General features: G+C 46.6%; 22 protein-coding genes. 11 read left to right on the top strand and 11 right to left on the bottom strand.

The annotated features are described in order from the left end of the window. The first annotated feature begins 19 nt into the window (after window positions 1-19). Genes VFT49_03505 through VFT49_03490 form a run of 4 tightly spaced genes read left to right on the top strand, consistent with a single transcriptional unit; the run spans window position 20 to window position 5,929 of the window. A complete protein-coding gene (locus tag VFT49_03505; protein ID HEU5005122.1) occupies window positions 20-1,369 on the top strand; it encodes a glycosyltransferase family 4 protein in 1,350 nt (449 codons plus the stop codon). Next, entirely contained in the window at window positions 1,369-3,945 is a 2,577-nt protein-coding gene (locus VFT49_03500; GenBank protein ID HEU5005121.1) for a glycosyltransferase family 2 protein, read from the top strand. The genes VFT49_03505 and VFT49_03500 overlap by 1 nt, the downstream gene beginning before the upstream one ends. Before the next feature lie 26 nt (window positions 3,946-3,971). After that, window positions 3,972-4,907 carry a class I SAM-dependent methyltransferase gene (locus tag VFT49_03495; GenBank protein ID HEU5005120.1) on the top strand — a complete coding sequence of 312 codons (936 nt, stop codon included), beginning with the start codon at window positions 3,972-3,974 and terminating at the stop codon, window positions 4,905-4,907. Then, window positions 4,904-5,929 (top strand): hypothetical protein, encoded by a 1,026-nt coding sequence (locus VFT49_03490; GenBank protein HEU5005119.1) that lies wholly within the window; start codon window positions 4,904-4,906, stop codon window positions 5,927-5,929. The genes VFT49_03495 and VFT49_03490 overlap by 4 nt, the downstream gene beginning before the upstream one ends. Here the strand turns inward: VFT49_03490 and VFT49_03485 are convergent. From VFT49_03485 to VFT49_03475, 3 genes are read right to left on the bottom strand one after another with little or no spacing between them, the layout of a single operon-like run. Next, window positions 5,926-7,095: a glycosyltransferase family 2 protein gene (locus VFT49_03485; GenBank protein HEU5005118.1), complete on the bottom strand. Its 1,170-nt coding sequence runs from the start codon at window positions 7,093-7,095 to the stop codon at window positions 5,926-5,928. The genes VFT49_03490 and VFT49_03485 overlap by 4 nt on opposite strands. After that, window positions 7,080-8,264, bottom strand: a complete 1,185-nt coding sequence (locus VFT49_03480) for an ABC transporter ATP-binding protein (protein HEU5005117.1) — start codon at window positions 8,262-8,264, stop codon at window positions 7,080-7,082. The genes VFT49_03485 and VFT49_03480 overlap by 16 nt, the downstream gene beginning before the upstream one ends. Beyond that, window positions 8,264-9,067, bottom strand: coding sequence for an ABC transporter permease (locus VFT49_03475; protein HEU5005116.1), 804 nt, complete (start codon window positions 9,065-9,067; stop codon window positions 8,264-8,266). Before VFT49_03475 ends, VFT49_03480 begins: the two co-directional genes overlap by 1 nt. Window positions 9,068-9,127: 60 nt before the next feature. Here VFT49_03475 and VFT49_03470 point away from each other — a divergent pair, with 60 nt between their 5' ends. From VFT49_03470 to VFT49_03460, 3 genes are read left to right on the top strand one after another with little or no spacing between them, the layout of a single operon-like run. Further along, window positions 9,128-10,057: a glycosyltransferase family 2 protein gene (locus tag VFT49_03470; protein ID HEU5005115.1), complete on the top strand. Its 930-nt coding sequence runs from the start codon at window positions 9,128-9,130 to the stop codon at window positions 10,055-10,057. Beyond that, window positions 10,054-11,163, top strand: coding sequence for a glycosyltransferase (locus VFT49_03465; GenBank protein HEU5005114.1), 1,110 nt, complete (start codon window positions 10,054-10,056; stop codon window positions 11,161-11,163). Before VFT49_03470 ends, VFT49_03465 begins: the two co-directional genes overlap by 4 nt. Next, window positions 11,150-12,259 (top strand): glycosyltransferase family 1 protein, encoded by a 1,110-nt coding sequence (locus tag VFT49_03460; GenBank protein HEU5005113.1) that lies wholly within the window; start codon window positions 11,150-11,152, stop codon window positions 12,257-12,259. The genes VFT49_03465 and VFT49_03460 overlap by 14 nt, the downstream gene beginning before the upstream one ends. Before the next feature lie 3 nt (window positions 12,260-12,262). Here the strand turns inward: VFT49_03460 and VFT49_03455 are convergent, their stop codons facing one another. The 4 genes from VFT49_03455 to rpmH form a co-directional block, all read right to left on the bottom strand. Beyond that, window positions 12,263-12,748 (bottom strand): R3H domain-containing nucleic acid-binding protein, encoded by a 486-nt coding sequence (locus VFT49_03455; protein HEU5005112.1) that lies wholly within the window; start codon window positions 12,746-12,748, stop codon window positions 12,263-12,265. Beyond that, window positions 12,745-13,659 carry a YidC/Oxa1 family membrane protein insertase gene (locus tag VFT49_03450; protein ID HEU5005111.1) on the bottom strand — a complete coding sequence of 305 codons (915 nt, stop codon included), beginning with the start codon at window positions 13,657-13,659 and terminating at the stop codon, window positions 12,745-12,747. Before VFT49_03450 ends, VFT49_03455 begins: the two co-directional genes overlap by 4 nt. A 35-nt stretch (window positions 13,660-13,694) precedes the next feature. After that, window positions 13,695-14,054, bottom strand: a complete 360-nt coding sequence (rnpA, locus tag VFT49_03445; protein HEU5005110.1) for a ribonuclease P protein component — start codon at window positions 14,052-14,054, stop codon at window positions 13,695-13,697. A gap of 149 nt (window positions 14,055-14,203) precedes the next feature. Then, window positions 14,204-14,341 (bottom strand): 50S ribosomal protein L34, encoded by a 138-nt coding sequence (rpmH, locus tag VFT49_03440; GenBank protein HEU5005109.1) that lies wholly within the window; start codon window positions 14,339-14,341, stop codon window positions 14,204-14,206. A gap of 281 nt (window positions 14,342-14,622) precedes the next feature. Between rpmH and dnaA the strand changes: the two genes are divergently transcribed. Genes dnaA through recF form a run of 4 tightly spaced genes read left to right on the top strand, consistent with a single transcriptional unit; the run spans window position 14,623 to window position 18,456 of the window. Continuing rightward, window positions 14,623-15,996 (top strand): chromosomal replication initiator protein DnaA, encoded by a 1,374-nt coding sequence (gene dnaA, locus VFT49_03435; protein HEU5005108.1) that lies wholly within the window; start codon window positions 14,623-14,625, stop codon window positions 15,994-15,996. Continuing rightward, window positions 15,989-16,288 (top strand): hypothetical protein, encoded by a 300-nt coding sequence (locus VFT49_03430; protein HEU5005107.1) that lies wholly within the window; start codon window positions 15,989-15,991, stop codon window positions 16,286-16,288. The genes dnaA and VFT49_03430 overlap by 8 nt, the downstream gene beginning before the upstream one ends. Further along, the gene (gene dnaN, locus VFT49_03425; protein ID HEU5005106.1) at window positions 16,285-17,376 is read left to right on the top strand and encodes a DNA polymerase III subunit beta; all 1,092 of its coding nucleotides are present in this window, start codon (window positions 16,285-16,287) and stop codon (window positions 17,374-17,376) included. The genes VFT49_03430 and dnaN overlap by 4 nt, the downstream gene beginning before the upstream one ends. A gap of 18 nt (window positions 17,377-17,394) precedes the next feature. Next, entirely contained in the window at window positions 17,395-18,456 is a 1,062-nt protein-coding gene (recF, locus tag VFT49_03420) for a DNA replication and repair protein RecF (protein HEU5005105.1), read from the top strand. Here recF and VFT49_03415 read toward each other — a convergent pair. From VFT49_03415 to VFT49_03400, 4 genes are all read right to left on the bottom strand, one after another. Then, window positions 18,453-19,229, bottom strand: coding sequence for a hypothetical protein (locus VFT49_03415; protein ID HEU5005104.1), 777 nt, complete (start codon window positions 19,227-19,229; stop codon window positions 18,453-18,455). The two genes, recF and VFT49_03415, sit on opposite strands and share 4 nt — an antisense overlap. Before the next feature lie 62 nt (window positions 19,230-19,291). Next, entirely contained in the window at window positions 19,292-20,650 is a 1,359-nt protein-coding gene (locus tag VFT49_03410; protein HEU5005103.1) for a hypothetical protein, read from the bottom strand. After that, window positions 20,647-21,963, bottom strand: coding sequence for an N-acetylmuramoyl-L-alanine amidase (locus tag VFT49_03405; GenBank protein HEU5005102.1), 1,317 nt, complete (start codon window positions 21,961-21,963; stop codon window positions 20,647-20,649). Before VFT49_03405 ends, VFT49_03410 begins: the two co-directional genes overlap by 4 nt. Window position 21,964: 1 nt before the next feature. Further along, window positions 21,965-25,123 (bottom strand): hypothetical protein, encoded by a 3,159-nt coding sequence (locus VFT49_03400; protein ID HEU5005101.1) that lies wholly within the window; start codon window positions 25,121-25,123, stop codon window positions 21,965-21,967. Window position 25,124 lies beyond the last annotated feature (1 nt).

The following is a 25,124-nucleotide window of genomic DNA, read 5'->3' as shown; positions in this document are numbered from 1 at the left end:
CTGATACAATGTAGGTTGAATGAGAAGTTCAGGCCGTCCTAAAGTCTTAGTTATTTCGCATGACAAAGTTGGCGCTAGCATGGCGGGCCCTGGCATCCGCTACCACTACATGGCCGAACAGTTATCGACCCAATTTGACGTAACTGTCGGATTCTTTGACCCCTCCTACGTTCCAGAAGCTGGATTTAAACGATCTTATGATGTCGCGAGTATAGACGCACGTCTATTTGAGACTTCTTTTAAGGATTTTGGCGTAGTCATTGCGCACTGGTTAAGCGAGCCAATGATTAGCTACTGCAACCAACACCAGATTTTTATAGTTTTTGATCTATACGTTGTGGGTCCAGTCGAGAATTTAGTTTCAAGCCTTTTCAATGACCCAGAAAGCTGGTCGCAAAATGACGAACAATTTGACCAGTCGCTTGCTATGTACCGCCATTTTTTTGCTAATGGAGATCTTTTCTTATTCTCTAACCGACGCCAACTAGATTATTGGACAGGATACGTTTTTGGTGCCGATCAGGTTCATCTAGCGAACTACAGCTCCCGTCCGATTTATGACCGCTTTATAAGCGCCCCCATGGGCATCGACACCGGCGTATCAATAAAAAGTACTCGCCCGGTCATTAAGGGCGTGATGAATGGTATTTCTAAGACCGACAAAGTCTTGCTTTGGACGGGCGGCATTTGGGGACACTTTGACGCCCAAGTGTTAATTAGAGCTATGAAAAGCCTCGAAAACAAGCGGCCGGACATCAAGTTAGTATTTTTTGGCATCAAACACCCTAACCCCAGTGTCAAAGAAACCAAAGAGTCACTCGAAACTCAGCGCTTGGCTACCGAATTAGGCCTGGTCGGCAAAAATGTTTTTTTCAATAAAGGTTGGGTTAAGTATGGTGAGCGAATAGATTATTTGCTCGAAGCAGACGTGGCGGTTAATACTCATAGAGCTTCGATAGAAACCGAGTTTTCGCACCGGACTAGGGTGCTAGACCATTTGCTTGCCGACCTTCCAACTATTTCGACCGAGGGTGATTATCTATCTGACGAAATTATCGCACCTAAAAAACTGGGCTTTGTGGTGCCGCCCAATGATGAAGCGGCTCTCGAAAAAGCCATTTTAGATATCCTGGAGCCTAAGATCCTTAAAGAGGTTAAAGCTAGCATCAAGACTGAACGGCGCAATTTAGATTGGTCGGTTACACTTGCTGGTCTTAGCAATTTATTGGTTAATCGGCCCGGAAAATTGGACCGATTACAAATGGCCCCAAAGTTAAAAAAGTCCAACAAGGCAACCCAGGTAGCCAAAAAAGTTCTGCCGCTATCTGTTAAAAAGGCCTTGATAAAAACCAGGAACCACTTAAAGTAATGATCTCAAGCAAACAGCCGCTGGTCTCAATCGTTATTGTTAACTGGAATGGTATTGACGACACTATTGCCTGCCTCGAGAATACCCGCAAGCAGACTTACAAAAACATCGAGCTGGTCGTTGTGGACAACGGTTCTGCCGACGGCTCAGTTGATACTCTACGCAAAATTAACGACATTGTTTTGGTCGAAAATCCAACCAACCTAGGCTTTACCGGCGGGCACATTGCCGGCTATAACGCCGCTAGCGGGCAGTTTATTCTACTCTTAAATAACGACGCTGTCATGGATAACGAATACGTGCAAAAGGCGGTAGACTACATGATCGGGCACGATCAGGTCGGCGCTATCGGTGGCCGCGCCTACCATTGGGATGACGATAATCCGTTGTTTGGTACGACTAATAAATTTTACGCCTACCAGAACATTAACCCTACGACCGCCGATGGAATTTTCACTCAATCAGATCATGGTTATCCTCAAGAAGTGAACAACGTTTCCGGCTCCTGCGTCATGGTCCGTCGTTCAGTTGTTGAGCAGGTAGGCTACTTGCACAATCCTTTTTTTGCCTATTTCGAAGAGTCCGACTTATTCGCCCGCATGAAACGCGCCGGTTTTAAAATTATTTATCACCCCGAGCTGGCTATTTGGCATGCCAATGCCAAGAGCTCTAACCGCAAGGGTTCAACTTTCGCCTATTACATGATGATGCGCAACCGTTTTCGGTTTGCCGTTCGCAACTTTGATAGTTGGTCTCTCCGGCGGTTTCTGCTGTTTTACCTAAAGCTTGGCCTAATTTGCACCGTTAAATTACCGCTACAAGACGAAGAGCGTTACATAAGAAGAGCCTACGCCAAAGCGTTTTACTATAATGTTTTTCGGGGTTCTGCAGCTTTTTACGAACGTTGGAAACTCAAAAAAGAACTTGGCCCATCTAACTACAATCAGCTAATCGTCAGGGAGCAACAACCGCTTAGCGTTGTCGTGGCCTGCAATTCCAAATCGGGCTTAAAGAATTGTCTCGCTTACGCCTCGACTATGGAAAATAACGATGAATTGCTCTTGGTTTTGTCGGACCGTAAGCTAACTAACGAAGCTGGTCAGGCTGTTGCTAAAAATCAAAGACTTCGAATATGCAAAAATGCCGGCGTGTTTGATGTGCCGTCAGAAAATCTGGGAGTAATTTGCGCTAAGAACGAGCTTGTTGTCTCTGTCAATCAATCAAATGTTGGCACTGTGACCTCTCTCAAGAACGATCTGGCCGAAGCTGTTTATAGCATGTTCCGCGGGGGCAAGTGGCTCGCTTACTTTTCCAAAAGCGAAACAGCAGTAAACGTCAAAGAAGCTCTTTCTGTGCCATGCCTGCCGCTGATCCTATTTAGGCGCAGCCTGTTTATTGAGGCTGGAGGATTTTTCAAAGGATCTGCCTTTGCCAATAACCTGAGGTCTTTGATTTGCTATGGCTCGCTGATTGGCAAAATAGCTTCTATAAATACGCGAGTCAACAAGGCCGCCTTGCCGTCATACAGCGATTCGCTCAGATCAGATATTGAACTGTTGGGCATTCTTAACGCTCGTTATCACGAGGCTTTGGCGAGTCGCGAAAGACCTGATGTTACGCAAGCCCGCTTTAAAGAGTTCGCTCAGTTTAGGCTTTACCAGCTTCGCTTACTGATTAAGTGGTATGCTTCGCCAAAAATAACTACCTATCTCAAGCTGGCCCGTACGAAAAATCTAATTCTGTCAGTACTAACAATCAACCGGCAGAGGCTAGCCATTGAGCTAACTCATATACGGAATGAGTTAGTTGGCAGTCGTTATGCGCTCAATATGGAGAAAATTCAACAAGAACGACAGGCACGACTAAATTATCTTCGCGACCATTCCGAAGAAACCGTAATTTTTATTTTGACGCGCGATCGGCTGGAACCCCTAAAGCAATTGCTAGCTTGGCTCAACAAGCAGAGCCTAAAGAAAATTGTGCTCGTCGATAACGACTCAACCCTTCCCCCGCTCGTTGATTTCTTAAACAAAACCAACTATCAGGTACTAGAGCTCGGACGTAACGCTGGCCACCGGGCGCTCTGGACAAACGGCATTGTTAAAACGCTGCTGCCAACGGATTTTTACGTAGTCAGTGACCCGGATGTAGTACCGGCCACCAACAAGAACGTTCTGCCCCATTTATATGAGCTCCACAACCTCTATCCTAATTACCTTAAAGTGGGCTTGGGGCTCAAGATCGATGATTTGCCAGATCACTACAGATTGAAGAGCGACGTGATTGCATGGGAAAAGCAGTTTTGGACAAAACCCGTTCAAGAGGGTGTTTACGAAGCCGGAGTCGACACCACTTTTGCACTATATAAACCCGGCACCTTTATTTACTGCATCCACCCAAGCTTGAGAACCGGCGATCCCTACACGGCAAGGCACCTCCCGTGGTACACAAATAGCGACCAACTTACAGATGAAGAAATATTTTATCGGTTGCGCGCCGACCAAGCAGTTAATAGCTGGGATAAAGACCACTTGCCGGAGCGTTACAAAAAGGAGCTGGCCCGCCAGCGGTCTTAGTCTGGCGTGCTAATATAAGGATAATTATGCCCAAAAGAGATCGAGTTAACTCAGTTGGACGCGTTAAGCTCGCGTATTTATCAGATGAGCCAAACGCTAGCTATGCTGACGACGCAGAAGACCAACTGCTTGAACTCTTTATGTCTGACGACGCCAACAAACAGCGTTTTGAGATTCTGTCCAACAATCCTCCTTGGTCGCTTTATTATCATCTTTCGCCTCAGCGCGGCAATATCATTGGTTGGTATGAATTTGAGCCAGATGTAAAGGTTTTGGAAGTAGGGGCTGGCTGCGGCGCCATAACAGAAGAGCTTTTAAGGCAGGATGTTGATTTAACAGCGCTAGAGCTCACCGAAAAAAGATCGCTCATTAACGCTTACCGGAACCAAGGATCTGCCCTGAATGTTGTGGTTGGCAATCTCGAGGATTATCAGCCAGCCGAGCTTTTTGATTACGTGGTTTGTGTGGGTGTTTTAGAGTATGCCGGAAGTTTTATTACCGACAAGGGCGATCCATATGTCGAATTTCTCAAGCTGCTCAAACGATGCCTCAAGCCTTCCGGCAAAATAATCTTAGCCATCGAAAACCGGCTTGGTCTCAAATACTGGGCAGGCGCACGCGAGGATCACACTGGTAAATTTTTCGAGGGCCTGAACGGCTATCCCGGCGATAAAGCTGTGCAAACCTTCGGCAAGGCCGAGCTTGGTAGTCTTTTTGGTGCAGCCGGTTTTTCAGAACAAGATTTCTATTATCCTTTCCCAGATTATAAATTGCCGCTACTTATCTATAGCGATCAATACCTACCAGGACGAGACTGTGAATTCCCGCTTGGCTTATTACCGGTTCAGCAGCGCGATGCCTCACGCCATCAACTTTTTTCGGAACAGATGGCTATGCTTTCCCTGGAAAAAAATCAGCTATTCGACCAGTTTGCTAATTCCTTTTTGGTGGTAGCAAAATGAGCCAGCCGATTTTTTGCGTAAGCGTGAGAGATCGCAAAGATAAATTCGCTACCCAAACTATCATAAAAAGGACCGGGGGTAAGCTGGTGGCTCAGAAGCAACCACTCAATAACGCTTCCTGCGCCCATATCGCAAAATTAGCTGAAACCTATAATAGGTTAGCCGACGTCAAAAACCTGAAAAAGACGGCAACCATAGTGGAAACGTTCATTGTCGGCATCAGCGCCCATTCTTCCTATGTAAAAGGGTCAAATCCTGAGAGACTTCTGGTTGAAGCCCTTAAAGCCGGAGATCACAAAGCAGTTCTCGATCTATTCGCAAAAATAGAAACTATTATCTCATCTTTACCAAGCACTACCGCTAACCCCGCCATCAATAAAAACTACGTAAAAGTTTTTGGACCGACATACGACTCCAACCAAAAATGCGCCAGTCTCGGACTGGTGGATCTAAACTTCGACAATTTTATTATCGACGCTAGTGGCTCCTGGAATTTATTCGACTACGAGTGGTGTTTTGATTTTCCTGTACCTACCGATTTATTGATGGGCCGAGTGCTTTTTTGGAGCCTACTGCGTCGCTACCAAAACCTAGTAGTGATGTTTGCCAACAAATACGATTTGATGGAAGTTGCCGAGAACTTGTATGTTCCCGCCTTTGTTTACGAAAAATATGAGCGGATTTTCCTAAATCTCACCAATCTTATTTTAGCCGAGGCTCACTTCAACAACTATGTTCTCGAGGTTCAATCCAACGTGTCTGACCAGATGGGAATTAAACCCTTCGACACTCCAAGAAAAGTCGCCGGTAGTGAAATCTACGATAAATTCATGGCCAGCAGTCCACTTGACGCGCTAGATAAACTATCTGTCGAAGCTGCCAAGCAATATGAAGAAATTTCTCATTTAATGGCTGTCAATCAAGATTTAGAACAAAGGTTAAACGAGATTACCCACTCCAAAGCCTTTAAGTATGCCCGCAAGCTTCAGCAGACTCGCGGTCGAATCAAGGGCAGCCGCTAATCCTTAATCCCGATACCACTAATTCTTTGCAGCAAATAATTGCTCCAGAACTTGTCATCGAATTTTATTAGTCCATCCTTAGCCCAGATGAAGTCGTGATCCTTCTTAAAGTGGTCATACTGAAAGTGCCAGCCTTTTTGGCGTTCTTCTTCGAGAATTCTTGGCAAACGTTCTTTAAAAATTTTTTTACTGGCCTGATTAGTGCTCCGCAGAGGATAATGTTTGAGCACAAATTTAAGAGGATAGATTTTGCGCCCTTCGAAAGCTGCCTCGTGGCCTCCCGAGTTAGCTAAACTAATTGATGGCTGTTTTTTCCAGCCTTTTACCTGAACAAAGTGTCCCGATCGACTTCCAAACTCAAAGTATTTAAAGAATTTTTCTGGGTCGTCTTTGGCGCCAAAACCATCTTGGGTCGGCCTAAAATCCAAGACAGTGAAGTCGATGGCGTTATAGCCCAAGCTATCAACATAAGAAATTGCTCGTCGTAAAGATGTGCCTGGCCACGGCGATAACCTTATCTCGTCAGAATCATGATGGATATACCAGTCGTAGCTTGACTCAGAAGCAATTTGCTCAACGCGCGATAAAATACCTGTCCAGTCATAATTTTTTACGCGTTTTTTCGGAAACATTTCTATTTTGACTCTACCTGGGTTTCGTTTAGCCAAAGTTTGAACAATCTTATGGCTGTTGTCGTTCGACCAGTTATCGATAACATGGACGTCTACACCCTCTTCTAGCAGGTGTCTTACGGTGTGTCCAATTATGTCCGCCTCGTTATGGAGCGAAACAATAGCCAGCACAGATTTTTCGGTCTTTATTTTTGGGGGATAGGCTTGAGTGCCGGTAATGATTAACCCCTGATTTTGATTGCTTAAATAGCCGCAGTTAACGTTCTGGCAACCGGCTTCTTTTAGCTTTAAAATAATTTTCTTAAGATCGTCCGCTCTTTGGACAGAAATAACAAAGGGCTCAAGTTTAGACAGGCTGGCGAGCTTATTGATTGATGTACCCCCCCCGGTAAGCCTAACAGTGCTTGGAGCAGAGCGATGATTTATATAATTAACAAGGTCGTTAACTTGAGCAGAGTTGGCCCCGTCCCTTAGTTTCCGGATATTAAACCTAGTGAGTGCGGGTTTTTTGACCCTGATTAATTTAGCTGCCACTTACCATCCAGGTTCATTATTCCGAATTTTGATTTACTTGTATTTTTTGGCGTGGCGGCAAAGCGCACTGCATTCGGCTTACGATCTAGGTAGCCGCCCTGCTCATCATAAATAGCAACATCAATCTGATAGCCGCCTTCTAAAAACTGCTCGGCGTTTATGTTGCATTTAATAGTATGTTGCGTCTTTTTGGCGAGCTTTAGTGGTTTTTCATCTTTAGAGTTATAGTGTGCAATCAAAGTCCCGTCGTCTCTAATAATAGAAAGTCCGGCTACTACGTCGGTGTCGACAGCGGCACTCAAATCCATTTCGAGCTTTAACTCTTTCTCATTCTTGAGTATCAGATCGGTTTGTCCGTTAAGCCTGGTAGACTTAATCTTCACTTGCCTGCCATAAATCTGTTCGCTATCGCTGCCACGTTCACTGGTAGCCATGTTTAGTAAGCGATAGCTAGCGGCAATATCACGGGGACCACCGGCTTCAACCAGTTCTCCTTTGTTAATTAAAATAGCTCGGTCGCAGTATTTCTCTACGGCACCCATGTCGTGGGTAACCAAAATAACGGTTGTTTTTTCGTTCTTTAAGCGGTCAAAATGTTCAAAACATTTGCGTTGAAAAGCCGAATCGCCCACCGCCAGCACTTCATCGATAAGTAAAATATCGCTTTTGGCCCTAATGGCAATAGAGAAGGCCAATCTAACTTGCATGCCCGAAGAGTAGTTCTTGAGCTTTTGGTCCATGAACTTTCCAAGCTCAGCAAAATCAACAATATCTTTGTACATTGCCTGCATTTCCTTGCGAGAAAAACCAAGCAACGCACCGTTCAAAAAAACGTTTTCGCGGCCAGTCAGTTCGGCGTTAAAACCAACGCCAAGTTCTATAAAAGGCGTAAGTGTGCCCTCTACCTTCACCGCGCCGCTGGTCGGCGAATAAATCCCAGCCAATACCTTGAGCATTGTGCTTTTGCCGCTGCCATTGCGACCAACTATTCCAAAAAATTCGCCTTTTTTAATCTCGAATGAAACATTATTAAGCGCCTTTTGCATTTCAAAATTTTTATTGCGGCGGTAAAAATTAACTACAGCCGACTTAACCGAGGTATTCTTTTCGCGGGGCAGCTTGAAAACTTTACTAACACTATCGACCGAAATTGCCGTATCGCCGTCCACTATATATTCTCCGCGAAGTATTTAGATTCTTTGATGAAGTAGGTTAATCCTCCGGCAAAAACCATAACCACTATTACAAACGGGGTGAATTTTAGCCAACCGCCGGCGTATACACTAAAGGTCGTAGCCGTTTGATGGGTTACAACCGTGTAGCGAGCGTCCTGAATTGTCTGGGCCATAGGGTTAAGCATTATAAGTTTTTGAAAGGTTAAGTTAGTGATTCGAGCCAGTGGGTACAAGATTGGGGTAAGGTAAAAACCCGCCTGAAGAATGACTTCCCAAATGTAGCCAACGTCCCGGTATTTAACAAAGGCGGCAGACAAAAACAACGATATACCGAGCGCAAAAACATATATTTCTAGTAGGATTAGCGGGAACCACAAAGTTGTTTTCAGAATATCAACATGGTTAATAGCCATAAAAACTCCCACCACAATCAAGTTTAGGACTAAGTTAATTAAAGCCGATAAGCTGCTCGACAGAACAATAATCCATCTAGGAATCCTAATTTTGCGAATAAGATCACCGCGGGCCACAATTGAACCCTGGCTCATCACCGTCATTTCATTAAAGAAGTTCCATATAACTATGCCCAGGAGTAGATATATCGGAAAATGTGGCACCTCGGTGCCAAGTTTTAAGAATTTTACGAATACCACGTACAGAATTACAAAAATCAAAAGGGGACGAAGCAAAGACCAAGCATACCCCAAAACAGATCCTTGGTAACGCAGTTTAAAGTCTGTCCGAACCAGCTCTGATATTAAAGCTCGATTCTTCTTCGATAAAGCATGTCTAAACATAGTAGCTTAAAGTATTATAGAGGAGATGGGCCCGTTTAGTCGATTGATAAGCTACCCCTTATGAAGAACAAATCACTGGTTTCGATTGTCAACTGGAACAATTCTGCCGCTACTAATGCTTGCCTGTTTGGTATTGCCCAGCTGCCTAAGGAAGAGCAGCCCGATGTCGTAGTGGTGGACAACCACTCGCTCGTTGATCCGCTCAAATTAGATGCGGCTGTAAAAAATAAGCTTCGCTCTTTAAAAGTCATTGAAAACTCCGATAACCTTGGTTTTGCCGGTGGCCACAACCCAAATATAAAGGCGGCCAAAGAATCAGGCTATGCCTATGTTTTTGTCCTCAACCCCGACACAGAAATTATCGACAAAGAGGTTTTTAAAGAACTGGTGGCAGGACTCGAGGCCAATAAGTCAGCGCTGGCGGCTGCGCCCACAATACTCAGTAGCAACAAACCAGCCGTCATTTGGTACGGTGGTGGCCAGTTATCTACCAAGACGTCAGTTGTCAAACACTTAGGAGTCGGCAAGATAGCCAGCGCTCAACCGGGCTCGGCAAAAACAGTTAGTTTTATAACCGGTTGTTGCTTCGCTATCGCCTTAAAACGAGCTGATCTAAAGCAACTTTTATTCCAAGATGAATACTTTCTTTACTGGGAAGATGCCGACTGGTGTGCCCGGGCCCTTGGGGCAGGTTTTGAGCTTCTTTATTTGCCCAATGTCAAAATTTTGCATCACGTATCTTCTAGCTTAGGCGTTCGATCACCGGCCTATATTTACTACAATATCCGCAATCACTTTTTATTTATAAGAGATCGTGTTGGCGGCTTATATAAATTTGTCGCCTTTTTGAGATTATTGTACATAAGCCTTAAGTACGTGATTAACATCTGGTTACGTTATTCGCAAAAACACCAGGCCGCTAAAGGGCTTTTTTGGGGTTGGGCAGACGGTCTGCGCGGCAAAAGCGGCAAGCTGAAGAGGCGATTATGAAGAAGCTTTTAATTATTTCTGGCTCACTGCCGCCTATTCGATGTGGAGTTGGCTATTACACCCAGCGACTAATCGAAGAGTTTTCGACCCAAAAAATTAGCTATGAAATACTTTCGACCACTGGTGTTGATCAAATTACGGTTCCACGGTTACGAACAGTCAAAAACTGGAAGCTTACAACTTTGGTCAAAATTAACCGGCAGGTAAAGCAGTCTGGCGCCAGCATTGTTCATGTTCAGTATCCGGCCGTTGGCTATGGTCGGCAGCTCGGCATCAATCTACTGCCTTATGTTTTGAGATTAAGTGGCAAACGCGTGCTGGTAACCCTGCACGAGTATCACGAGTCCAGACTCATCGGCAAGGTTCGTGATTTTATAACCGTTCTGCCGGCGAATAAAATAATCTTGTCTAACGAACAAGACCGACTAGCCTTGCCTGGATTTTTGCGTAAAAAAACGGTTGTTATACCAATTGGTCCGAATATCAAAAGAGTGCCGGCCGATCCGAGCGTTTATTCCGGTTTAATGAAGTCCGGCGGACTGGACAACCAGAAACCAACCTTGCTTTATTTTGGCTTTGCTCAGCCCAACAAAAATCTTGAGGTGTTGCTCGACGCCATGGTCAGCGAAAAACTCGCGGACTACCAACTTTTGCTACTCACCGAACTAAGCGCCCAGGATAGTTATCAAGCCAAAATTTTGAAGCAGATAGACTCTGTTAATTCTGCTAAAAAGCGCGTGGCTGTTGCCGGGTTTTTGAGCGACGAACAAGTATCAAGGGCTCTTCAGGCTGGAAAATATTTCGTTCTACCCCAGCACCAACCCCTTTCGGCCAAATCAAGCACAGCCATCACGGCGATTACCCACGGACTGCTTTTAATCAGCAGCGGCTCAAAAAACCCAACAGAGACGCTACCCTTTATCGACCGCCAGAACAGCCGTCTGATATTAGGCCCCTCGCCAGAAAAACTAGGCGGGGCTGTAGCGGAACTGGAAAACTCCAAGGAACTCCAAGACACCATCGAGTCTGGCTCGGCAAAATTAGCCGATTATTTTTCGTGGCAAAATATTGTTAAGCAACATATGGAGATTTATGGACAAAATTAAGCATGTCGTTATAGACGCCCGGCCGATCAGCTCCTCTGGCTATGGCACCTATCTGCGGGGGTTGTTAGAAAATCTTGGTAAGATTGACACCGCCACCAGATACACAGTTTTGGTTTGGCCCGACTACGACCGCAAATCCCTGAAATTGCCTGCCAATTTCAGTCTCCAAAAAGCCAATTATCCGATTAATGGCAGCTTGAAAGAACAGTTTAATTTAGCCTGGCGGCTTTATCGCCTAAAACCAGATCTTGTTCATTTTGCCATTACCCAGCAACCGCTACTTTATTTTGGCAAGTCGATTACTACCGTCCACGACCTTACGGCTCTACGCTTTAGCAACCCCTCCGAAAACTTTTTAAAGTTTAAGTTCAAGCAGCTGATGTTCGGGTTCATGCTTTTTTGGATCGGGCATAAATCAAAGATATTAATAACCCCAAGCGACTATGTACGCCAGGATGTAGCACGCTTTGCAAAAATTAATCCTAAAAAGATCTTGGTAACTTACGAGGCAGCAACAAATTATAAAGATAAGCCCAAAAAGGTGGCAGGCCTAGTCGGCCAGAAGTTTGTTATGTATGTTGGCCGCCCAAACCCGCACAAGAACCTCGAACGTTTGATTGAGGCTATGCAAATTGTCCAAGCTAGCCATCCGGAATTAAAGCTAGTGCTAGCCGGAAAAAATGATAAGAATTACGAAAAAATAAAAAAGCTGACTCAAGAAAATAACTTAACAAGTCAAGTTATTTTTACTGATTTCGTTTCTGACGGCCAGTTGGTTTGGTTATATAAGAATGCCTTGGGTTACGTATTTCCTTCTCTGAGCGAGGGTTTCGGGCTCCCTGGCTTAGAAGCTATGAGCTATTCCCTGCCGGTTGCCTCCAGCAACGCTTCTTGCCTGCCAGAAATTTATAAGGACGCGGCTCTCTACTTTAACCCAGAAGACACTAAGGGTATCGCCAGCAAAATAATACAGCTGGCTAGCAGTCCAGGCCTGCGCAAAGACTTAATCCATAAAGGTTTAGTTCTGGCCAAAACATACTCCTGGCAAAAAACAGCCGAACAAACCTTAGATATATACAAAAAAGTTCTTGGGTAACAGTTATTCAGCGTCGGTGGTTTTGTCGCCTGGTTTTAGTACAATGTGGCGATCACGGCCAAAACCAACCGATTCGGTGATTAGTCCGTAATCGTCGGCAGCTTTATGAACAGTACGGCGATCAGCCGGATTCATAGGTGCCAGCTCCTTGGGTTGACCAGATTTTTGAACTTCTTTAAACCAAGTCTCGGCTTGTTTTGCTAGTTTCTCGGCGTGCTGCTTTTTATAGCCGGCAATATCAATGTTAACGCGGGTGTGGCTAAAGTTTTGGTTCTTAAGAGCTGAGGCAATTAGCTGCTGTAAAGAGCGCAGCGTGTCTCCCCGACTGCCAATCAAAAATCCATTTAGGTGTGTCGAGGGAACTTCCAGTTCGATTACTTCGTGGTCTTCGGTGGTAGCATAAACGTCAGTATTTAGACCAAAAAAACTAAGTAGATCCTCTAGGTATTTTTTGGCGTAAAGAATTGCTTCTTCTATGTCTTGATTCATTTTCTCCTCCTTTTTTTAGAAGAAGTTTTTTTGGTTTTTTTGTTTTTTCTGGTCGAGACTTTCGATTCTACCTTAACCCGGCTGTCGGTACCAACCGCGGCATCGGCCTTATCGGCATCTTTCTTAAGGGCGCGTGATTGCTGGACATAGGCTACAACGCTGCTAACCAGCCAATAAAGCGGCAGCGCTACCGCCAGGCGAAGGGCGATTATAAATACCATAATCGGCACCAAAAATTGGGTGCTGCGGCCAACTGCGGCATTCACCTCGCTCTGATCGGCCTGCTTTCCGGTGCCGGCCTCGGATAAGATTCGGCGCAAGCTCCTGGCCTCTGGATCTTGGGGCATTAACTGCTTGGTTTGGAAGTACTGAGCGATGGCGCTGGCAACCACGATAATCATTGCTGTCCAGTAAATTCCACTGGACTCAATAGCTGTTCTGGTTAGGTTAACCACCCCAAACAACGAATCGTCGAATTTATGAATATCGCCAGCTAAGGTTTTTAGCCATGGCAGGTTATGCATAAAAGGGTAAGAAAAGCTGATGATTTGGTGCGGGTCGTCAATAATCCGGCGCAAGCCGCTATATAGACCGATTAGGATTGGGATTTGAACAATAGCTACTAGCAAGCTGGCAAATGGATTAATTTCGCGTTCGCGGTAAAGCTCCATGGTCAGCATCGATTCTTTTTGACGATCACCTTTTGTGGCGGCTTTAATCTTTTTTATCTCGGGCGCCAGCTCGCGCATCGCTCGGGCCTGGTGAAGTTGCTTTTTGACCAACGGCCACAAAAGCAACCGGATCAGTATCGTAAATATAATGATGGCTAAGCCAAAGTTGTGCCCGGGGATAAGGGCATAGATCAAAACCAGCAGGTTAAAAATCGGTTGGACAATAATGGTTGTAAACATATAAGGATAAATCTCTCTGGTTATCTACTATAACACTACGTTTTTGGTCCGCCGATTATGTTCGCTTGAGAAAGCTGCTTTTTAACCTGAGAGGCCAATTTTTTGGGAGATTCTTCTGTTACTACGTCGTGAAAAACCGTTATCACAATGTCATAAGGCTCGGCAATTTGATCCTCTAGGCTACGAACGACTTCGTACAAACGGCGGCGAATGTGGTTTCTGACAACGGCCGATTTATTAACCTTGCGACTTACCACTACGGCTAGACGGTAGCTTTTGCGGCGCGGGTTGTGCAGACTTTTTACAGCAAATAGTGGGCCCCTAACAGTGTTGCCGTTACGATAAACATATTTTAGACTGCCGTAGCCGTGAAACCGATGCTTTCTACTAATCATATGTATAGCTTATCTAAAATATTGAGTACTGACACTAGTTCGTATGCGAACGCACAGCGAGGAGCCCTGGTGATCACGACAAAGTTGTATGCCGTAAGCATCGGCGGGTTGACGGCTCCGCCGGCAAGCGGACCGAGAGGCGGTACGAACTAGTGCGTTAAGCGAGCGCGACCTTTAGCGCGCCGGCTTTTTAGCACCTTCTTTCCCGCCCGACTAGCCATTCGCTTAAGAAAGCCGTGTTCCCTTGAGCGTTGTTTTTTCTTTGGTTGATACGTTCGCTTAGGCATTAATTTTGCTCCTAGCAGACGAGCATTTTTTATAAAAGAGTCTGCGTTAATTTAACAATGATAACCCACAAATCTTATCAGTTTTTCCACTGTTAGCCAACTTTTTTCCACAAAAAAACAGGTGTAAAGTTGTTTTGTGTATAACTATTCTCCTTATGGCTGTTTTTTAATCAGACTGTAGTGATTTTTTACAAGCCTGTGGAAAAACCACAAAGGTTTGATTATAGTTAGTGATTATTAGTTGCTTTTAACAAGCAACGGGATAGAGGGCAAAAACACTTATGCAAGACAGCGCTCTTTGGCAAGCAGTCTTAGGCGAAATAGAACTTAGCATTTCCCGCGGCAATTTTGTGACGTGGTTTAAAAACACTCAGCTTTTGCGCCACAAAGACGACATGGTTATCGTTGGAGTTCCGAATATTTTTGTCAAAAACCAATTGGAGCGTAAATTTAACGACCTGGTTTTAAATGTTTTAGAAAAAAATGGCGTTAAGCCGGAACAAATTGAATACAAGATTCACACTGCCTATGCTCAACCGCTGGTGCAAGACACCTCGGTCATTCTTAAAAATCCAGCCGATCAAAAAACACCCGTCCGTCCGCAAGCTAAGACCATTTCCAATGTCACTCACTCTTATCGCCAGGGCCTTAACGAGCGCTACAGCTTTGATAATTTTGTCGTCGGCGCCGGCAATGAGCTAGCCTATGCGGCCTGCCAGGCAATCGCCGCCAAGCCCGGCACTAAATATAATCCGCTCTTTATATACGGCGGCGTGGGCATTGGCAAAACCCACCTAATCCAAGCTGTTGGCAACGCCATCTTAGCTAACAAACCCAACGCTCGGATTGTCTATGCTTCTACCGAACAGTTTGTTCAAGAATTTGTTGATGCGCTGAGGTTTAAGAAAAATACTAGCGATTTTGCCGGATTTTATAGAAGTGCCGATGTATTAATTGTCGACGACATCCAGTTCCTAGCCGGCAAAGAAAAGATTCAAGAAGAGTTCTTTCACACCTTCAACGCCCTGCATCAAGCCAATAAGCAAATTATCATGAGTTCCGACAAGCCGCCCAAAGACATTCCAACCCTAGAAGAAAGGCTGCGTTCACGCTTCGCTTGGGGTATGACAATTGACATGCAGACGCCCGATTTCGAAACACGCTGCGCTATTTTACAAACCAAGGCTAGCGGCCACATTGAACTGCCACGCGACGTTATGGAATTTCTAGCCACTCGCGTGCAAAGCAATATCCGCGAACTCGAGGGCGCTCTAAATCAAGTTATAGCCTTTTGCGAGATGCGAAATGTTGAGCCGTCTATGCAGCTTGTTGCCAGCATGTTTGACATTAACCGCACTCGACCAAAGCATTTAAATTCGCGCAGCATTATAGAAAAGACCGCTAAGTATTTTCAGGTCCCGATCGAGGACATTCTGGGCCCTAAGCGCGATAAAGATATTGTGGTTCCCCGTCAAGTAGCTATGTATATGCTCAGGAGCGAACTGCACTTAAGCTTTCCTAAGATTGCTCACGAGCTTGGTCGCAAAGATCACACCACCGCGATTCACTCCATTGAAAAAATCCAGAAAGAGATCAGCTACGATGGCCCGGTTAAGCAGTATGTTAGCGAACTAAAGGAGAAGCTATATGCTTAAATCTTACTTTGGTTTGGCTTTTAACGCGTTTTTTGGTTGTGTAAACGGCGTGGATAAAGCCTGGAAAGCCGTGGCACAAACCTTTAACTTAATCACGCTCGTCCACAATGTTCTGTTAAAAATATCACGCATGTTCGCGGTTGTGCGCTTTTTAAACTCACTTTATTCACAAGTGTTTAGTATTTTTGCACAAGCAAAGTTAGTCAAATTACCTCTGTTTGGTGTGGTTTTTTACCCATTTTCCGCAAGATCAATAAATACTAATAAATTAAATAGAGGATTTAATTTATGAAGCTGCAAGTCACTCAAGCCAATTTAAGCAAGGCTTTAAATTCCGTCGCTCGTATAGCCAATACTCGCAATACCTTGCCAATACTCGCCAATGTTCTATTAAAAGCCGAGAATAACCGTTTAAGCATTGCGGCCACCAACCTCGATATTGCCATCACTCATTTTGTCGGATCTAAAATCGAGACAGAAGGCGCCATCACCGTGCCCGCTCGTCTGATGCAGGACTTCATAAGTAGCCTGCCGGATGAAGTAATTAATTTTGATTTAAGCGACAATAAACTTCATATAACAACCGACAAGTATCAGTCAACAATTAACGGAATTAGTGCCGATGACTTCCCTGTCATGCCGGCAATTAGTGGCGGATCGACATGGAGTATGTCAACCGACCAGCTCAAAAAATCTCTAAGCCAAGTCGTGTTTGCGGCTAGTAGCGACGATGCTCGTCCGGTTTTGACAGGAGTTTATTTTGGCAATGGCCCTAAAGGAATAAACATCGCCGCCACCGACAGCTACCGTCTAGCAGAATCGACTATAGCTAAAGCCAAAGACCAAGTTAATTTCTTATTGCCGGCTAGCGCCGCTCAAGACTTACTGCGCATAATCAATGACGCCGATAGCGAGGTGTTAATTACCCACGACGATCAGCAGGTTCGTTTTGAATCCGGCGATATTACCTTGGTCGCCAGATTGATCGAAGGCAATTATCCAGACTACAAAAAACTAATTCCGTCGAAGTTTGCCACGGTTGCCAAATTAAAGCGCGCCGAATTAGCTAACATAGCTAAGGTTTCTAGTTTATTCGCCCGCGAAAGTGCTGGCAGCATTACAATTAATGCCAGCAAAACTGGCGCCAAGGTTAGTATTAACGCCATTGCTTCTCAATTGGGCGAAAACACAGCCTCAGCCGAAGCTGAAGTTACTGCCGACGGCGAAGTAACCCTAAACTCGCGTTATTTGATCGACGCGCTAAACGCATTTTCTGGCGAGATGGTGGAATTCTGCTTCAACGGTAAGCTTGAGCCTTGCATTTTACGCAGCGCCAGCGAACCCGACTACCTCCACCTAATCATGCCTCTTCGCAGCTAAATCAGCTAAGCTATATAAATGATTACCAGCATCCGGTTGCAAAACTTCCGATCCTATAAAGACGGCTCATTTGAGTTTGAGCCCGGCGTCAACATAGTTGTCGGCCCAAACGCTTCCGGCAAAACTAACCTACTAGAGGCTATAGTGGTTTTAGCCCACGGAAGCTCGTATAAAGCCAAAGATGTAAATTTAATGCGTCATCACGCGTCGTGGACACGGCTTGATGGGTTTTTTGCTGGTCAGGAACGCTCGCTTAAGCTGGAACAAAACGATGAATCATTAACTAAAACCTACCTTATAAACAATCAACCATTTAAGCGGATTAACCTAGAGCGCAGCCTACCAATTGTTCTTTTTGAACCAGAACACCTGCAAGCCATAACCCGCGGACCGGACCGCCGCCGTGAATACCTAGACGACCTTTTAGAGCGGTCAGTTACGGGCTTTAAATCCCTGTCGGCGGCCTATCGCCGCACCCTCGTCCAAAGAAACGCTCTTCTAAAAAAAGGTTCGTTGCTAGCCAGCCAACAAATTTTTGCCTGGAATATCCGCTTGGCGGAGCATGGCAGTAAAATAGCCGAACAACGCAACCGGGCTGTAGAAGATTTAAACAAAAACCTAGCCAAAACTTACAGCCAAATTGCCGGCAAAAATACCAAAGTAGAAATTAGCTACGACCACCAAATGCCCATCGAAAACTACGCTAGCCGCATGGTGGCCAACCTCGAAAAAAGTTTGAATAAAGAGCTAGAGCGCGGTTTCACTCTGTTCGGCCCTCATCGCGAAGACATTATTATTAAAATCAACAATCAACCAATAAGCGCTACGGCGTCACGCGGCGAAATCCGCACCATGCTCTTGAGTCTCAAAAAACTTGAACTGGCCATTATCGAGCAGGCCCGCGGCCAAAAACCAATCCTTCTGCTCGACGACGTGCTTTCAGAGTTAGATGGAGCCCGCCGCCAAGCTCTCGTTGATATGCTAAAAGACCACCAATCAATTCTAACCACAACCGACGCCGACAGTACGCTTGGCTATTTTTTCAAGAACACCAACCTTATAACCATGTCGAAGCTTTAATGACGAACTGGCGGCAACACCTTGCTAGGAGTTAAGGTGTATATCTTGGCTTCGTGATCAGTGCCTTGAACAGGAACACCGAACTGAAAACTATGGATACCGTCTACCCTATCCCCTGTGGGTACAAATAGGTTATTCCAAACTGGTAAATCATTGCCGCGTTTTTTATCGTTGAAGGTCGCAGGCTTTTTACCATCGATAGAATAAGAGTCAACCGCACCTATTTGTTCAGCAAACGTTAAATCGAAGACTGTAACCTTAAAATCACCAGCATTATAAGCCCTAACAAAAGTCCTAACTTGGTTGCCAAACTTCATGGTGAATAAGTCGGGTTTATAGAATATATAATTAGTTCCACTCTTCAGTTTATACGGATGTTTGGAAAAGTTAGAATCGCCCACAAAATGAGCATGGCCTATGCTATAGTCGGTTGGGGTGTCCGTTAACCATAACTCGCCCGGGATCTTAGTGGCAGAATGGACAACCAGAACACCGTTCCAACCAGTCATTGGGCGCTGATCTACTTCTTGGCTCTGGGCTGCGCGCTCTTGGTCGGTGCGAACAACATACTTCTCCAGACCTGGCGGCACGGGGCCAATCGGCTTCTTCATAAGTTCTGCTGATGCCGTAGGGGTCGCGCCTGAGGGGGCCGAGTCCATGCGAGCAGCACCAGCCTTACCAGCGAACAAGGATAGCGCACTAGCGCCTACAGCTCCAATAAGCATACCTGTTTGGCGCCAGCTTCTTTCGTTTGATTTTTTTGCTTCGCTCATTTTTGTTTTTGCTTAACTTACTGAAAAGCCTACCATTAATTGCCCAAAATGTCAATGATGGGCTAGTCTTGAGTAAAATTCAGGGTCTTTAAATCAATGCCACGAGAGCTTAAGTCGTTTTGAATAACGCTTTGGCAGGAAGAGTTGCTTGGGCCTTCGCCAAGGTCCCTAACCCGGATGGTTAAACCTGTAAAATTAACCAGATCGGCGGTGCATTCACCAATGTTTTCTGGCATGATGCTTTGAAGCTCATAAATCTCTTTTGAAACTTGTTGCCCCTTCAGGGCTACGCGTTTAATAAGTTGACCACGCGACTGGTCGCTAACATTTAGATATGCATAATCACCTGTTTGGCCAACACTGCCGTTGAGTATGGGGTCGCCAAGCGGCATATTGGCTATAAGACCGGCTTTGCCGCTAGACATGTTGTACGACCACAGCGTGTCCTTGGATGTGTAAAGCAAAGTGTTGGAATCAACCCACATAGGGTTAGCGATTGAACTATTTGGAATACTAGCAACCACGTTTAGGTTTTGGTCTAGAATCTCGTAAGTCAAATTACCGACGCTGGCTAGGTGCTTGCCGTTTGGTGACCAAGCAAAACTGCCATAAAGAGATATTTTTTTGGACACAACCTTGCCGGTATTGAACATAATAGCCGCAAAGCCGGCATCCGACTTGCCGTTGTCGGCCGCCGGACTACCTATGACTGCCACGCCGTCGTTAAAGGCGGCGAGTGAAGTAAACGACTGTTTGGCGGTGTAGACTTGCTTAAAAGAGCCGCTTAGCGTGCCCTTAAAGACCTTTGTGCCACTGGAGTAATAGGTATCGCCGTTGGGGGCTACCGCCAGATAATTTGCCGGCGAGACTGGTAGGGACAACCTGTTAAGACTATCGCCGGAAACCGAATAAAGATTGCCGTTGTCGTCCTGAACGACACCCCTGCCCGGTGCGGCCCACTGAGCGGATATTAACGTAGAAACATCACCGACTGTGTGCATCTGGTTGTTGGAATCCAGATGATTTAAGCCTCGGCTAGTGCCGTTTATAAAATATAAGTCCTGGCTGTTGGCTGATATATCGGCGCCGCCTACACCGACCACTGGCTCCACCCCGATCGGCTGAGGGGGGTTGAGCTGCAGGCTGGTATTATGATGAGCTTTAACCGCAACTGATTGGCTAGCCCCCACCGAATTTCCTGTAATTGAAACATTGTAGGTGCCCTTACGTAGCTTAATAGACATAGATTTTTTTGCTTGTTTTATGGGCGTAGAACCACCCGATTTAGTAACAGTAATTGTGCCGTAAGAATCGGTGCTAGTAACTGTTAGATTGCCATTAGTTAGATAACCTTGGAGCCAGATCAAGAAAATAACCACTAAAATGCCGATAATAAAGAAGCTGACCAGTTTTTTTATCATGATACACCCCCTTTGCTTAACGCGTCCCTAAGGTTAGACATGTAGGTTGGCCCGGGGTCGGTGTGGCCGTCGGTAGATTCTACGGAGCTATCGCCGCTATATATACCTGAAAACTTACTGCCGATATGACCGCCGCTCCATGCGTCGCATTCCATATGGCCCATCAGGCCAGATTTTTGAATGAAGTTCTGTTCCATTTTGATATTATACTTCTGCATTAGCTGGGCTACTAAGGCCACGACAGATTTGAACTGAGCCTGGTTGCCCAGCAGGGTCGATTCGTCTTTACCGACAATCTCTATGCCAATATCGGCGTCGTTAAAGTTAATAATATTTTCGGTCACTACATCTAAACGAGACGTTAGCTGATAAATACTGCCGTCAGGCAGAACGGTTAGTTGAACGCTGCAGGTATGGGTCACGTGGTTGCAGTGCTTGCTGCCGGTTGGGTCTTTGAGGTCGCTTATAACGTCTTGAACCGTTTGTTCGTTGCCAGCGGTATAGTGAACGCCGATCATGGTCGGCGGATGACCCATTAAACCGTCGCCCGTACCAAAGCTGCCATCCTGATTTATGGTTATAGAGCCGAGCGAGGAGCTTCCACTGCAGCCAGTAGGTGGGGCGCTGGTGGTAGTCGAAGTGTCGACTGTGGCAGGGGCGCCAGAGCCACCACCGCTAAAGCTCTGAAAAGCCGCCCAAACATTGTTGGCGTAAGAACCGTTGGGGTTGGGGTTGCCGCCGGGACCTTCGTTGTATTTCCAAGCTACGTCCCTGACAGCGGACTCGTTGTTGGCGGTTTTGCCGCCCAGGTCTGAAAGATAGTTGGCGCCTGCAAAGGCCGCGTCGGTTAAGTCTTGAACATCTTTAACTCCGTCGCCATTACCGTCCTGCGCGTAAGATGGCCAGGTGTTGGGCTCGAATTGAAATGGACCTTGGGCGCCGGTTGGCGAAGAGGCCCACGGACTTCCATGGCCATAAGGTGGAGGCGGGTCCGGAAAGCTGTTGCCGTGTTCGCCGCCGTAGAATATGGACGCCAAAAGCGCCGGTGGTATGCCGAACTTCGAAGCGGCAGCGGTAAAAATGCCGTTGTAGGGCGACGGAACCTGGGATGGCAGGGTTCCACTACCTAAGCTGCAGTAAGGAGTTGAGGAAGACAAGGCGGCATCAAAGTAGTAAATTCCCTGATCAAATAGTTTAATTTGCTCATCGCTTAGAGCAAGAGTGCCAGAAAATGATACCCCAATCATTAGCATCGAACATACAATCATCAATGAAAGTCTTTTAAGATTCTGATTAGATTTAAAAATCCTCATACTAAAAACCTACGTGGACATGATTCATGTGTTCTAGCTCTGTACTTATTCCATAAAAACCCAGACACGAAGAAGTGCAAAGTTGACCATTGGCGCGCTGCTGGGCCTGAAGATCGGAGTCCTGATGGTTGCCATAGCCAAACGAGATTAGCTGCTTAATATTGAGATCGGAAGGCAGATTGTTATTGAGGTATTGATCCAGGCCCAGAGTTAAGCTTTTGGCCTGGGCCGAATCGTTATTAACAAACACGCCGTTGATGGAATCTATGTCTACGGCGTGACCGCCAGAGTGGCCGCCCAGACTATCAAAGCTGTGGTCGCCGCACAAGGCGTAAGTGCCTATTTTAAAGTTGCCCACCTCTATCAAATATAGAATTAGCTGTAGAACCTTGGGATCCAGATTCTGAGCCTTACAGCCATCACTGCCGGCAATACTTTGGTTGCTGGCCACTTTTTGTAGATCGGTGCAGTCGCCGGGGTTGTCGCATTTGTACTGGCCGGTGCTGCGGTAGTCTAGGATTTTTTGGGCCAACTGGGAGTTATCGCCGGTATCGGTAGAGCCGGTAGCCCCGGATCCAGAACCGCTGGACGATATGTCGTTAGCGTTGGCGCCAATGTTGGTGCAGCCTTGGGTGTCGCCGGCATAGCAACCCATACTGTCGGCTGTTTCCTCGTCTAATATAAAGAAGCGCAGGCGCTGCCAGTTGGTGGGATCAAGTCCGGTGGGGTTGGCGCAATCAGCAGGGTATTTGTTCTTGTTATACACCTCAAATTTATTATTTTCGTCGGATGTTAAACTGGTTACCGCCCAATTACCGTTGGCGTCCGGGGCTATCTTAACGTCAAAACAGGCAGTCGCCTTTTTTAGGTAGGGGTCTTCAGGGCTGGGTTGTCCGGTGCCAGGATCAACACTCAAAAATCCAGATATCGGCTGGCCGGTGTCCGGATCTTTGCAACCACCAACCACATAGCAGGCGTTTTGATAAGGATTTTCGAATCTAGAGTCGTTTAGTTCCGAGGCGCTAAAACCATAAATCGGAAAGCCATAATCATAAGGCACCGCAGAAGCGGCTTGGGCCTTGGGGCTGAATAGGCTGCCGATGGACCCAAAAATATGGCCAATGTTTAGCATAGCCGAACCCATTTTGGCGATGTTTTGGGTGACGCTGGTGCTGGAATTATCTATTAGGCTTGAAATTGCTGTGCGCTGATCATAGGGGTCAAAGATTCTATAGGCCAGACTGTGACTATTGAATTCAGCGGTTGAGGCTTGATTGGTTAAGTTGTTAAGAACGGATTGCTGCGAGGTGCTGAGAGCCACGCCGCCGGCAGCTATCGAATGATCGTTGGCAGCCAAGGCAGCACCAAAGTCGGCCTCGTTACCCCTGTCGGCACCCACGGCTACGGGGTCTATAGCTGTGCCGCTTGCCCAAAGTGATACGACGCGGTCTATCGCGTCGGTTGCTAAAGCTTGCTTTAGACCGTCCAGCGCGACCGTAGCGATATCGCCGCCCAGGAAACCAACCAGCACGCCGGCCGCCACCACTGGAGTACTGCAGGCTACATCAACCGCGCCGGAAAAAGGCTGCATCCAGGGGAACGGAACCTTATTGGCGTTTATGCTCTTTAGGGTACTGTCCGGTGGCACGCCGGTGTTGGCGTGGCCCAGGTTGGCTTGAATGCTCTCGCTATTAATCCAAGAGGATTGATTATTGCTAGAGTCTATACCATCGAGCTGTTCGGCATAGGCGTGGAGGGTATCTAAGTCTATGCCCTGGCCGCTTTGAATCTGGCTGCCAAGTGCTATGGTCCACATTGCCATCCTGATTAAGGGCTCGACAACGTGTATTTGCTCCAAGGTAGCAGCGTTTTTATTGATGCCGTTAACGACACAGGCTGTACCATACAAAAGCCCGGCATTGAGAAATCCGGATTTTAGACTGGAAGCGCTACTTTTTACCGAGCTTTCGTCTCCGCCAGACTCCAGGCTACTGGCCAGGTCCTCGCCGGCCTTTACCAGCTCTTCACCGCCTTCTTTGGCGCTGGCCGCCGAAGATTTTTGATTTTCTGTGGAATTAGAATTGTTTTCGGTGGAGTCTGTGGCGGTTACTTCTGTAGTGCTGCCAGAGCTAATATCTTGATTTTCGCTTTGATAGGCGGCCTTTTTTAGTTCGGCGGCGGTTTCTCCTTTGGTCTTCAAAATTTTTATCGGGTGAAGAGTGACGCCGTCGCGAACTATCAAAAGACGGGTGCCGTTTATGGCCGATAATTTATTTAGCCCCTGAGCCCTCAGCAGTCCGTAGGTCAACTTAATATTTTCCAGGGCACTTAGATCTCTGGAGCTAACAACTAACCTGCCCTTAAGCCCGGGGTTGTGTGCTAAACCGTCGCCGTCAATGGCTTCGACGCCGTATTGATCCTTAATAGTTGCCTTTATTTTGTCGTCGCTCATTTGGGATCCGTCAGGGTTTTTAAACTGCGATCGGTCAACCACATAGCCGTCAAAGTTTTGAAAAATCGGCGAGTAGGCCGACGATAAGCCGCTGGTGCCAATCTTGGCCTCGTAGCTGTCGGCCCACTTATTGGCAAAAACATTGAGGCGCGTTTTTTCTAGCTGGCCGGATTTGGCGTACCTAAAAAACCTAACCTCTTTCAAAAAGCGGCCGTCCTGGGTGTCGTTTTGGGCCGAAAAGTGAAAACGAGTCAGCGTTTGGGCAAAGTGAATAAACTCAAGCGGGCCGGAAACAGTAGTAAAAAGAACGGCTGCGGTAATTATGCCCCCAGCCAGCACGCCGCCGCCCACCACGGCGCGGCGCCGGCTCAAGCGGCCTTTTAGAGAAAAGCGAGACAGTCCCTTGGGGCTCCCCTGGCCTGTGTAGCCGCGTTCAAAGGCGCCCTCGTGCTGCGGAGCGAGACCGCCGACCTGACCACCGCTATTTTCGGCGTTGTTTAATTGGTCCTTATCCGGCACGGACCTTAGGTTGCGACCCGGCTGATCTACGGGCGCATTACCTTTGGTATCATACACCGGGTCTGGGGCGGCCTTGATGTTATCGCGCGAACTAGCGGGCCCGCCGCCTTGGCCGCCACCGCCTAGGTCGCGCAGCTTGGCCCTCTCTTGTTCTTCGCTGTTATCAAACTGGCGTGCCGGTTCCGCCATG

Source organism: Candidatus Saccharimonadales bacterium (assembly GCA_035758565.1).
Taxonomy (GTDB): Bacteria; Patescibacteriota; Saccharimonadia; order Saccharimonadales; family UBA10212; genus DASTXL01.
Note: the sequence above shows the minus strand (reverse complement) of the source record. Positions and strands in the feature narration are given on the sequence as shown.